An 11,125-nucleotide genomic window follows, 5' to 3' on the forward strand; every position below is an offset into this window, starting at 1 on the left:
GCTACGAGTCCGCTTCGTCGCCCAAGGTGTTCGGACGCAGCGCCGGCGTCCTCGCGCTGCCGCGCAGGAACAGCCGCGACACGGTCTGCGCCATCTGCAGGCGCTGCTCGCCGTCGCTGCCGTTGAGCTCGGCCATCGCGCCGTGCAGCATCTTCTGCGTCAGGCCCCGCGAGAGCGCCTCCAGCACGCTGTCGATGTCCTCGCCCTTGGCGATCAGCTTGCGGGCGCGCTGGATCTCGGCCTCGCGCCAGCTGTCGGCCTGCTGGTGCAGCGCCTGGATCAGCGGCACCGTGTGGCGCTGGCCCAGCCAGTGGATGAAGCTCTGCACGCCGGTCTCGATGATGGCCTCGGCCTGCTGGACCGCCGCCTGACGCTTTTCGCCGGCGGTCTGGACCAGCTGGGACAGGTCGTCCACGGTGTACAGATAGACGTCATCGAGCTGCGCGACCTCCTGCTCGATGTCGCGCGGGACCGCCAGGTCGACCATGAACATCGGCCGGTGGCGGCGCTTCTTCAGCGCGCGCTCGACGGCGCCCAGGCCGATCAGCGGCAGGCTGGAGGCGGTGCAGGAGATCACCGCGTCGAATTCGTGCAGCCGGTCCGGGAGGTCGGCCAGGCGGAAGGCCTCGGCGCCGAGATGGCTGGCGAGCTTCTCGCCACGCTCCAGCGTCCGGTTCGCGACCGAGATCGACTTCGGCCCCTTGGCCGCGAAATGCGTGCCGACCAGCTCGATCATCTCGCCCGCGCCGACCAGCAGCACGCGCAGGTCGGCGAGGTTCTCGAACAGCTGCGAGGCCAGCCGCACCGAGGCGGCCGCCATGCTGATCGAGTGGCTGCCGATCTCCGTCGAGCTGCGGACTTCCTTGGCCACCGAGAAACTGCGCTGGAACAGCTGGTGCAGCGTCGTGCCGAGCGTGCCGGCCGAATCGGCCTCGCGCACCGCCTGCTTGAGCTGGCCCAGGATCTGCGGCTCGCCCAGCACCATCGAATCCAGCCCGCTGGCGACCCGGAACGCATGGCGCGCGGCGGCGCTGTCCTCGACCACGTACGAGTGGTCCATCAGCGTCGCGCTGCCGACGCCGCCCACCTGCGCGAGCCAGTCGACGGCGGGGCGGACCATGTCGGCGTCGCCGGCGACGTAGAGCTCGGTGCGGTTGCAGGTGGAGAGGATGGCCGCTTCGGCCGAGGGCGCCGCGCGGCGGCGGCCGGCGGCGATCTGGTCCTGGAAGCGGGTCAGCGTCGGCGCCAGTTGCTCGAGCGTGAACGCGAAACGTCCGCGCAGGTCGAGCGGCGCGGACGTGTGGTTCAGACCGAGGGCGAAGACGGACATGGGCGCGATTATAAAATTCCGGCCCGGCCCGTGCAGCGCGCGGGCCTTGGCGGCGCGTTCATCGCCCGGGGAAGCATCAAGAATGGTGCGTCCGCTGCCAATTCCGTCTCCTTTTCCCCTCGTCCGGAGCGAACCGACCCGTGGACCCACTCGACGCCGTCTGGCATTTCGGCAACCTGTTCCTGCCCGCCTGGGGCGTGGCCGCGCTGATGGCGGCGGCGCTCAAGCTGATCTGGCGCGAGACCGTCGCCGGCATGCGCTGGCGCGCGCTGGCCGGCTGGGGCGGCCTGGGCGGCACGATGGGCATCGCCGCGGCGCTGATGCTGCTGGGCAGCGACGGCACCATGGCCGGCTACGCGCTGATGCTGATCGGCATCACGGCCGCCCAGTGGGGCGTCAGCTACAAACGCTGATCAGGCGTCCGCGGCGAGCGGCACCTCGCCGCGCAGCGAGTGCGCGAAGGCCTCGGTGATGCGCATCGGGATGATCTGGTGCATCAGCCGCTCGTGGCCCTTGAAGTTAACGATGCGGTTGCACTCGGTGCGGCCCATCAGTTCGGTGGCGTCCTTGCGCGCGTGGCCCGAGACCAGCACGGGCACCGTCTTGCCGACCATGCTCTCGTTGTAGCGCACGGCGGTGGCCTCGATCTCGGCCTGCAGCTCCTGCAGGCGGCGCACCTTCACTTCATGAGGCGTGTCGTCCGCCAGGTTGGCGGCCGGCGTGCCGGGGCGCGGGCTGAAGATGAAGCTGAACGAGGCGTCGAAGGCGACGTCGCGCACCAGCTGCATGGTCTTCTGGTGGTCCTCGTCGGTCTCGCCGGGGAAGCCGACGATGAAGTCCGAGGCGATCCGGATGTCCGGCCGCACCGCGCGCAGCTTGCGCACGATGCTCTTGAACTGCAGCGCGGTGTAGCCGCGCTTCATCGCCATCAGGATGCGGTCCGAGCCATGCTGCACCGGCAGGTGGACATGGTTCACCAGCTGCGGGATCTTGCCGTAGGCGTCGATCAGGCGCTGGCTGAACTCGTTGGGATGGCTGGTCGTGTAGCGGATGCGCTCGATGCCGGGGATCTCGGCCACGTACTCGAGCAGCAGCGCGAAGTCGGCGATCTCGTCCGAGTCCCCCATCGTGCCGCGGTAGGCATTGACGTTCTGGCCGAGCAGCGTCACCTCCTTGACGCCCTGGTCCGCCAGGCCGGCGACTTCCTCGAGCACGTCCTCGAAGGGGCGGCTGACCTCCTCGCCGCGGGTGTAGGGCACGACGCAGTAGGAGCAGTACTTGGAGCAGCCCTCCATGATGGAGACGAAGGCGGACGCGCCCTCGACCTTGGCCGGAGGCAGGTTGTCGAACTTCTCGATCTCGGGGAAGGAGATGTCGACCTGCGGGCGGAGTTGCGCCTGGCGCTGGGCCAGCATCTGCGGCAGCCGGTGCAGGGTCTGCGGGCCGAAGACGACGTCGACGTAGGGCGCGCGCTCGATGATGGCGGCGCCTTCCTGGCTGGCGACGCAGCCGCCGACGCCGATCATCACGCCCTTGGCCTTCAGGTGCTTGATGCGGCCCAGGTCGGAGAACACCTTCTCCTGTGCCTTCTCGCGGACCGAGCAGGTGTTGAACAGCACCAGGTCGGCCTGCTCGACGTCGGTGGTGGGCTCGTAGCCTTCGGCGGCGCGCAGCACGTCGGCCATCTTGTCCGAGTCGTACTCGTTCATCTGGCAGCCGAAGGTCTTGATGAAGACTTTCTTGCTCATGGCGGGGCGTCGGCGTTTCAGGGCTTGAGCCAGACCTGGCTGGCCTGGTCGAAGACGAGCTTGGAGGCCTGCTCGGGCGTGGACGGCCAGGTCTTGTTGGCCAGTTCGACGTCGTTCAGCAACCAGACGTCCAGCAGCAGGCCGTGGATGTCGGTGGTGTAGAGCACGGTCGCCTTCTGGTCGAAGAGCGAGCCCGGCGTCGCGACCAGGTCCACCGCGTTGCGGATGCGGGCGCCGGGCGCGAGCCGCGCCGGCTTGCCGTTGAGCCTCACGTCGGGCGCGACGCCGAAGACGATCTCGCCGCGCAGCGCGCGCTGCGGGAAATAGCGGTGTCCGGGGGCGGCCTGCGCCTGGGCGGTCGCGGGCGCCGCGAGCGGGGCGATGCCCGCGAAGGCCGTGACGATGGCGAGGAGGGCGGTGCTGGCGGCGGCCGCCATCGTCGAGCGACGGCGGGGCAGGGCGGGCGAGGCACAGCGGTACATGGTGTAGATCCAGTGGCTGCGGAAATGCGCAAGGGCGCAAGTGTAGCGGCGGCCCCGCCTGCAGGCACCGCCGGGCCCGGCGGGGCGTTACAGCCGGCCGTCGGTGGCGGCCTGCGCGATGGCGGCCGGCGCCGGTTCCGGCAGCACGTAGACGACACCGTGGCCGCGGCCGAGCACCGGGGTCACGACGCGGTCGAAGAAGTCGCCAGCGACCACCACGCAGCCCAGCGAGATCCGGTTGTCGTCCGGGGACGGCGAGGCCAGGCGCTCGGCGCGGCGCTCCTGGGCCGGGCTCGGGCGCAGGCGGTGGATGGCGAAGGCGGCGTCGTAGTCGACCCAGATGACGGTCTCGCCCTTGAGATTGGGACCGGGCTGGCTGTCGTAGCGGCCGGCGGGCGTGGTGCGCCAGGCCGGCGGGATGCCGGCGGCGACCATCTGGCCGACGCCCGGCGCGACGCTGTCGCCGCGGGCCAGGCCCAGCAGCGCGGGCGCGGCGCCGGCAAGGCGGCCATCGGCGTGGAAGACGAGGAGCCGGGCCTCCTTCTTGTCGACGACGGCGAAGGGCAGGCCGTGGGCATCGCCGCGCTCGAACGCGGTGCGTGCCATCGCGCGGGCTTCCGGCGAGGCGGATTCGCCGCGGAAATCGACGGCGGGCGCGGCTTGCGCGGCGCCCGCGGCCATCGTGATCAGCGGCAAGCCCGCCAGCATCCAGACCAGTCCGCGCCGCAGCGCGGTCCCCAACGACCCGATCGACTTCATGTACTGCCCGATGTGCGTCTGGCGGACCGTTTCTGTTTGCCTCGGCAAGGGCCGGGCTGTCCGCTGGGGCCGGATATTAAGGAGCAACGGGCTGTTTCAAATGTCGATCTGTGCGCGGAAACGCCCGGACTTTCCCGGGAATTTGTAAACCGGGCGAAGAGCGGCAGGAATCCGCGTACGTTAGCGGCCGCTGAGCCCCGTACGCGTACGGTCATTACCCCACAGCAACATCCGGGCGCGCGCGGACACACAAAATCCGCGCTCCACCTCGCCTGGTCCGGGCCGGCAAGAAGAGAGCGACGATGACACCGATCGTGGGAACCTGGCCATGCTGATGGCCGCCGTGCGCGTCGCGCTGCGACGCCCTTACACCTTCTTCGTGCTGGCGCTGCTGCTGCTGATCATCGGCCCGCTGGCGGCGATGCGCACGCCGACCGACATCTTCCCGGAGATCCGCGTCCCGGTGATCGCCGTGGCCTGGCAGTACACCGGGCTGCCGCCGGACCAGATGGCGGGGCGCATCTCGACGCTGTTCCAGCGCTCGCTGACCACCACCGTCAACGACATCGAGCACATCGAGGCCAACACCTATCCCGGCGTCTCGGTGGTGAAGATCTTCTTCCAGCCGGGCGTGAACATCTCGGTGGCCAACGCGCAGGTCACCGCGATCGCGCAGGTCGCCGTGCGCCAGATGCCGGCCGGCACGACCCCGCCGCTGATCCTGAACTACAACGCCGCCACGGTGCCCATCCTGCAGCTCGCGCTGTCGGGCAAGGGGCTGTCGGAGCAGCAGCTGTTCGACCTGGGCTTCAACACCATCCGCACGCCGCTGGTGACGGTGCCCGGCGCGGCGCTGCCGCTGCCCTATGGCGGCAAGCAGCGCCAGGTGCAGATCGACGTGAACCCCGCCGCGCTGCAGGCGCGCGGGCTGTCGGCGCAGGACGTGGCCAGCGCGCTGGCGACGCAGAACGTGCTCACGCCGATCGGCACGCAGAAGATCGGCGAGCTCGAGTACACGCTGCAGCTCAACAGCGCGCCGTCCGCCATCGAGGAACTGGGCCGGCTGCCGGTGAAGGTGGCCGGCGGCTCGACGATCTATCTGCGCGACGTCGCCGACGTGCATGACGGCAATGCGCCGCAGACCAACATCGTCCACGTCGACGGCGGCCGCTCGGTGCTGATGTCGGTGCTGAAGAACGGCGCGGCGTCGACGCTGGCGATCGTCGACGGCGTGCGCGCCAAGCTCGACGAGCTCCGGCCCTCGCTGCCGGATGAGCTCGAGGTCAAGCCGATCAACGACCAGTCGGTGTTCGTGCGCGCGGCGATCAAGGGCGTCGCCATCGAGGGCGCCATCGCCGCCGCGCTGACCAGCGCGATGATCCTGCTGTTCCTGGGCAGCTGGCGCTCCACGGTGATCATCGCGGTGTCGATCCCGCTGTCCATCCTCGGGTCGATCATCGGTCTGGCGGCGATCGGCGAGACGCTGAACCTGATGACGCTGGGCGGCCTGGCGCTGGCGGTGGGCATCCTGGTCGACGACGCGACCGTGACCATCGAGAACATCAACTGGCACCTGGAGCACGGCAAGGGCGTCGAGGAATCGATCATGGACGGCGCGCGCCAGATCGTGACGCCGGCCTTCGTGTCGCTGCTGTGCATCTGCATCGTGTTCATCCCGATGTTCTTCCTGGAAGGCGTATCGCGCTTCCTGTTCGTGCCGATGGCCGAGGCGGTGATCTTCGCGATGGTGTGCTCGTTCATCCTCTCGCGCACGCTGGTGCCGACGATGGCCAAATACCTGCTGCAGCCGCACGCGCCGCTGACCGATGGACACGGGCATCCGGCGCAGCCGCGCTCGCGCAATCCGCTGGTGCGCTTCCAGCGCGACTTCGAGGCCCGCTTCGAGCGCGCGCGCGAGGGCTACCGCGCGCTGCTGGAGACGGCGCTCGGCCGGCGCCGGCCCTTCCTGATCGGCTTCGCCGCAGTGGTGCTGGTGTCCTTCGCGCTGGTGCCCTTCATCGGCAGCAACTTCTTCCCTCAGGTCGATTCGGGCCAGATCCTGATGCACGCGCGGGTGCCGGTGGGCACGCGGGTCGAGGAGACCGCCGCGCGCTTCGCGCGGATCGAGCAGGCGATCCGCCGCGTCATTCCGTCCGAGGGCATCGAGACGATGGTCGACAACATCGGCCTGCCGCCGTCGTCGATCAACCTGACCTACAACAACACCGGCGTGCTGGGCACCTCCGACGGCGACTTCCAGATCGCGCTGAAGGACGGCCACCCGCCGACGGCCGACTATGTCCGCCGCCTGCGCGAGGTGCTGCCGCGCGAGTTCCCGGACACGACCTTCTCGTTCCCGCCGGCGGACATCGTCAGCCAGATCCTGAACTTCGGCGCGCCCGCGCCCATCGACGTGCAGGTGCGCGGGCGCGACGTCGATGCCAACTTCGCCCATGCGCAGCGCCTGCTCAAGCGCATCCAGGCGATTCCCGGCGTGGCCGACGCGCGCATCCAGCAGTCCAACAAGGCGCCGGTGTTCAACGTCGATGTCGATCGCACGCAGGCGCAGTTGCTGGGCCTGACCACGCGCGACGTGGCCAACAGCCTGGTGGTGAACCTGGCCGGCAGCAGCCAGGTCGCGCCGACCTTCTGGCTGAGTCCGCAGAACGGCGTGAGCTATTCGATCGTGATGCAGACGCCGCAGCACCAGCTCGACTCGCTGGCGGCACTGGGCAACCTGCCGATCGGCAATGGCGCGGCGGCGGGCGGCTCGACGCTCGGCGGGCTGGCCAGCTTCCAGCGCGCGACCGGTCCGGCGCTGATCAGCCAGTACGACGTGCAGACCATGGTGCAGATCCACGCGACGACGCAGGACCGCGACCTCGGCGCGGTCGCGGGCGACATCCGCCGGGTGCTCGCCGAGACCAGGGCCGAGGTGCCCAAGGGCTCGAACGTGCAGCTGCTCGGTCAGGTGCGGACGATGGACCGCGCGTTCTCGGGGCTGCTGTTCGGGCTGCTCGGCGCGGTGGTGCTGATCTACCTGCTGATCGTCGTGAACTTCCAGTCCTGGCTGGATCCGGCGGTGATCGTGTCGGCGCTCCCCGCGGCGCTGGCCGGCATCGTGTGGATGCTGTTCGCGACCGGGACCACGCTGTCGGTGCCCGCGCTGACCGGCGCGATCATGTGCATGGGCGTGGCCACGGCCAACAGCGTGCTGGTGATCAGCTTCGCGCGCGAGCGGCTGGAGGTGCTCGGCGATGCCACCGCCGCCGCGCTGGAGGCGGGCTTCGTGCGCTTCCGGCCGGTGCTGATGACGGCGCTCGCGATGGTCATCGGCATGCTGCCGATGGCGCTGGGCCTGGGCGAAGGCGGCGAGCAGAACGCGCCGCTGGGCCGGGCCGTCATCGGCGGCCTGATCTTCGCGACCTTCGCGACGCTGGTCTTCGTGCCGGTGGTGTTCAGCCTCGCGCATCGCCGCCACCGCGGGACCGCGGCCGCTCCCACTCCCCTCGAACCGAACGACTTGACCGCCGGCGCCGCGACCCTGCTGCCCGGGGCCGGAGATCCCTCCCATGCGAACTGATGCCACGGCCGCCGAGGCCTCCCGTTCCCCGCGCTTCAAGCTCGCCGCGACCGTCGCGGCGGTGGCGGCGATCGTCATCGTGGCGGCGGGGCTGTGGTCCCGCCGGTCCAACGCCGAGCAGCTGCGCAGCGTGGCCGAGGAGCGCGGCCAGCCGACCGTCGCGCTGATGGCGCCGCAGCCGCTGGCCGAGGGCGGACTCGAGCTGCCCGCGCGCGTCGAGGCCTGGTCGCGCGCACCGATCTACGCGCGCGTCAGCGGCTATCTGAAGCGTTGGAACGTCGACATCGGCGGCAAGGTCAAGGCGGGGCAGCAGCTCGCCGAGATCGAGACGCCGGATCTCGATCAGCAGCTGATGCAGGCCAAGGCCGAGCTCGCGACGGCGCGCAGCAACGCGGCGCTGGCGGCGAGCACGGCCAAGCGCTGGCAGGGGCTGCTGGCCTCGGACTCGGTGTCGAAGCAGGAAGTGGACGAGCGCACCGGCGACATGACCGCGAAGCAGTCGCAGGCGGCGGCGCTGCAGGCGAACGTCGAGCGCATCGAGGCGCTGAAACGCTTCACGCAGCTGACCGCGCCGTTCGATGGCGTCGTGACCGCGCGCAACACGGACGTGGGCGCGCTGATCAATGTCGGCGGGGCGCCGGGCAGCGAGCTGTTCGTCGTGTCGGACATGCGGCGGCTGCGCGTCTACGTCAACGTGCCGCAGCGACAGGTCGCGCAGGTGCGCACCGGCGACAAGGCCGTGCTGACGGTGCCCGAGCGGCCTGGCCAGCGCTTCGCGGCGACGGTGCAGTCGCTGGCGCAGTCGATCAACACGGCGAGCGGGGCGATGCTGGTGCAGCTCGCCGTGGACAACGACAAGGACGAGCTGCTGCCGGGCGGCTTCGCGACGGTGCGCTTCGAAGGCGCGGCGAAGAGCAGCGCCGACGCCGGGACTGCTGGAGGCGTGTCGCTGCCGCCAGGCGCGGTGATCATCAACAAGGACGGCGTGCAGGTCGCGACCGTCGACGCGGGCAACCGCGTGCGCCTTCGCAAGATCACGATCGCGCGCGACATGGGGACGCGCATCGAAGTGGGCGCGGGGCTGAGCCCGGCTGACCGGATCATCGCGAATCCGCCGGATGGCCTGGCCGAGGGTGATCTCGTGCGCGTCGCGCAGCCGGCGGCGTCGCCGACCGCATCGGCGTCCGTGGCTCCGCCGAAGGGGCGCTCATGAGTACGCGCCGCAGGCGGCGCCTGCACGCGGGGATCGCGCTCGCCCTGACGGCTTGGATGGCCGGCTGCGCGCAGGCGCCGAAGACGCAGCTGCCCGATGTGCCGATGGCTCCGGCCTTCAAGGAGGCGCGCGGACCTTGGGTCGAGGCGGGCGCCTCGGCGAAGGCGATCGCCGTCGATGGCTGGTGGCAGGGCTACGGCGATCCGGAGCTCGATGCGCTTGAGCAGCGACTGATCGAGAGCAGCCCCGATCTCGCATCCGCGCTGGCGCGCTATCAGCAGGCGAGGGCGGCGACCGACAGCCTGCGCGCCGCGCAGTCGCCGACGCTCAACACCTCGCTCAACGCGCAGCGCGACCGGCAGTCGGAGAGGCGCCCGCTGCGGGTGCTCGGGCCGACTTCGCCCGATTGGTACAACAGCGCGACGCTGGGCCTGGACCTGAGCTATGAGGTTGATCTGTGGGGCCGGGTGTCGAGGCAGGTCGCGGCGGGTGTCGCGTCGGAGCGCGCGGCGGCGGCGGACCTCGCCGCCGCGCGGCTGGCGCTGCAGGCGCAGTTGGCGGATTCGCTGCTGCAACTGCGCGGGCTCGATCGCGACAATGCGCTGCTCGCCGATGCCGAAGAGGCCTACACGCGGGCTTTCGATCTGATCTCGCGCCGGCACGAGGCCGGCATCGCGTCGGGCCTGGATCAGGCGCGGGCCGAAGGGCAATTGGAATCGGCGCGCTCGCAGCGGCGCCAGTCGCAGGCGCAGCGCGCCGTGCTGGAGCACGCGATCGCCGCGCTGGTCGGCGCGAACGCGTCGACCTTCCACATCGAACCGGCGCCGTCGCTGCGGCTGGCGATGCCGGTGGTGCCGCCGGGCTTGCCGTCGACGCTGCTCGAGCGGCGGCCCGACATCGCGGGCGCGCGGGAGCGCGTCGTGGCGGCGACCGCGACGCTGGGGGTTGCTCGGACGGCGTTCTTCCCGTCGGTGGTGCTGAGCGCGCAGGGCGGCTTCCAGAGCAGCGATCTGGGCCGCTTCATCGAGGCGCCCAACCTGTTCTGGGCGATTGGACCGACGCTGGCGATGAACCTGCTCGACGGCGGGCGGCGCAAGGCGGAAGAAGCGCGCGCGGGCGCGGCGCTCGACGAATCGGCGCAGCGCTATCGCGGCGCGGTGCTGGCGGCGTTCCAGCAGGTCGAGGACCAGCTCGTGCTGCTCGACCGCTACGGCGAAGCGCTCGAGGCGGAGAGGAAATCGGTCGATGCGGCCGAGCGCTCGCTCGCGCTGGCGACGAACCGCTATCGCGCGGGCGCGGCGGCGTATCTGGAGGTCGTGACCTCGCAGACGGCGGGGCTGCAGGCGCGGCGCAGCGCGGTCGATCTGGAGACGCGGCAGCGGCGGGCGACCGTGGCGCTCGTGAGGGCGCTCGGCGGTGGTTGGAACGCCGAGGCCGACCTGAAGGCCGGTGCACCGCGCTGAGGGCAACGCGGTCCGGCGGTGTTCCCAGTCGACATCAGGCGGCGGGCATGGGCGCCGCGTTCATGCGGCGAGCGCGGGCCACATCTCCCAACGCGGCCGTCAGCAGCGCGGGGTCGTCGTCTTCCAGGACGGCCGTCAGAAAGGCCGCGATTTCCTCCTCGTCGGTGAGGTACTCCGCAGCGTCGAACTCCGGAATCTCCGAGATCTTGATCTTCATGCTCACAAATCCTCCAACGTCAGGGCCAAGTCGATGGCCTTGCGAATGTCCGCCTGCTGCGTCGATTTGCCGCCGCCGCCAAGCATCACGATGAGTGCGGCGCCTCGCTGGACGTAGTACATGCGCCAACCAGGGCCGAAGTGCTCGCGCATCTCGTGAACACCCTGGCCGACCGCTTTGACATCGCCCAGCTGCCCGAGTTGCGCCTTGCGCAAGCGCTTGCTCAGGCGCTCACGTGTCGAAGGGTCTACGCAGGCCCCTCATCCAGTGAGAAAACTCCACGAGGCGTCGGACGGTGTACGGCGTCGATCCACTCTAATCGATTGGCGG

Annotated in this window: 10 protein-coding genes; 4 read left to right on the plus strand and 6 right to left on the minus strand. The window is 70.4% G+C overall.

Annotated features, from left to right (window positions below; all coding sequences use genetic code 11):
• Position 1: 1 nt before the first annotated feature.
• Complete coding sequence (gene hemA / locus ACEN96_RS05680) at positions 2 to 1,330, minus strand: glutamyl-tRNA reductase (protein WP_495587078.1); 1,329 nt, start codon at positions 1,328 to 1,330, stop codon at positions 2 to 4.
• 140 nt (positions 1,331 to 1,470) lie between these two features.
• On the opposite strand from hemA, the gene ACEN96_RS05685 reads away from it, so the two are divergent.
• A complete protein-coding gene (locus tag ACEN96_RS05685) occupies positions 1,471 to 1,743 on the plus strand; it encodes a hypothetical protein (protein WP_495587079.1) in 273 nt (90 codons plus the stop codon).
• Here the strand turns inward: ACEN96_RS05685 and miaB are convergent, their stop codons facing one another.
• The 3 genes from miaB to ACEN96_RS05700 all read right to left on the minus strand — a co-directional run bounded on the left by miaB (position 1,744) and on the right by ACEN96_RS05700 (position 4,319).
• The gene (gene miaB, locus ACEN96_RS05690) at positions 1,744 to 3,078 is read right to left on the minus strand and encodes a tRNA (N6-isopentenyl adenosine(37)-C2)-methylthiotransferase MiaB (RefSeq protein ID WP_495587080.1); all 1,335 of its coding nucleotides are present in this window, start codon (positions 3,076 to 3,078) and stop codon (positions 1,744 to 1,746) included.
• A 17-nt stretch (positions 3,079 to 3,095) separates the two neighbouring features.
• Positions 3,096 to 3,560, minus strand: coding sequence for a hypothetical protein (locus ACEN96_RS05695; RefSeq protein ID WP_495587081.1), 465 nt, complete (start codon positions 3,558 to 3,560; stop codon positions 3,096 to 3,098).
• 87 nt (positions 3,561 to 3,647) lie between these two features.
• Positions 3,648 to 4,319 carry a L,D-transpeptidase gene (locus tag ACEN96_RS05700; protein WP_495587082.1) on the minus strand — a complete coding sequence of 224 codons (672 nt, stop codon included), beginning with the start codon at positions 4,317 to 4,319 and terminating at the stop codon, positions 3,648 to 3,650.
• 328 nt (positions 4,320 to 4,647) lie between these two features.
• Between ACEN96_RS05700 and ACEN96_RS05705 the strand changes: the two genes are divergently transcribed.
• Genes ACEN96_RS05705 through ACEN96_RS05715 form a run of 3 tightly spaced genes read left to right on the plus strand, consistent with a single transcriptional unit; the run spans position 4,648 to position 10,578 of the window.
• A complete protein-coding gene (locus ACEN96_RS05705) occupies positions 4,648 to 7,902 on the plus strand; it encodes an efflux RND transporter permease subunit (RefSeq protein WP_495587083.1) in 3,255 nt (1,084 codons plus the stop codon).
• Positions 7,892 to 9,115, plus strand: a complete 1,224-nt coding sequence (locus ACEN96_RS05710) for an efflux RND transporter periplasmic adaptor subunit (protein ID WP_495587084.1) — start codon at positions 7,892 to 7,894, stop codon at positions 9,113 to 9,115. Before ACEN96_RS05705 ends, ACEN96_RS05710 begins: the two co-directional genes overlap by 11 nt.
• The gene (locus ACEN96_RS05715) at positions 9,112 to 10,578 is read left to right on the plus strand and encodes an efflux transporter outer membrane subunit (RefSeq protein ID WP_495587085.1); all 1,467 of its coding nucleotides are present in this window, start codon (positions 9,112 to 9,114) and stop codon (positions 10,576 to 10,578) included. Before ACEN96_RS05710 ends, ACEN96_RS05715 begins: the two co-directional genes overlap by 4 nt.
• 34 nt (positions 10,579 to 10,612) lie before the next feature.
• On the opposite strand, the gene ACEN96_RS05720 is transcribed toward ACEN96_RS05715, so the two are convergent.
• Positions 10,613 to 10,795, minus strand: a complete 183-nt coding sequence (locus ACEN96_RS05720) for an addiction module antidote protein (protein ID WP_495587086.1) — start codon at positions 10,793 to 10,795, stop codon at positions 10,613 to 10,615.
• A 2-nt stretch (positions 10,796 to 10,797) separates the two neighbouring features.
• Positions 10,798 to 11,010 carry a type II toxin-antitoxin system RelE/ParE family toxin gene (locus ACEN96_RS05725; RefSeq protein ID WP_495587087.1) on the minus strand — a complete coding sequence of 71 codons (213 nt, stop codon included), beginning with the start codon at positions 11,008 to 11,010 and terminating at the stop codon, positions 10,798 to 10,800.
• Positions 11,011 to 11,125 lie beyond the last annotated feature (115 nt).

The sequence above is a fragment of the Roseateles sp. Mitsp63 genome (genome assembly GCF_059491535.1).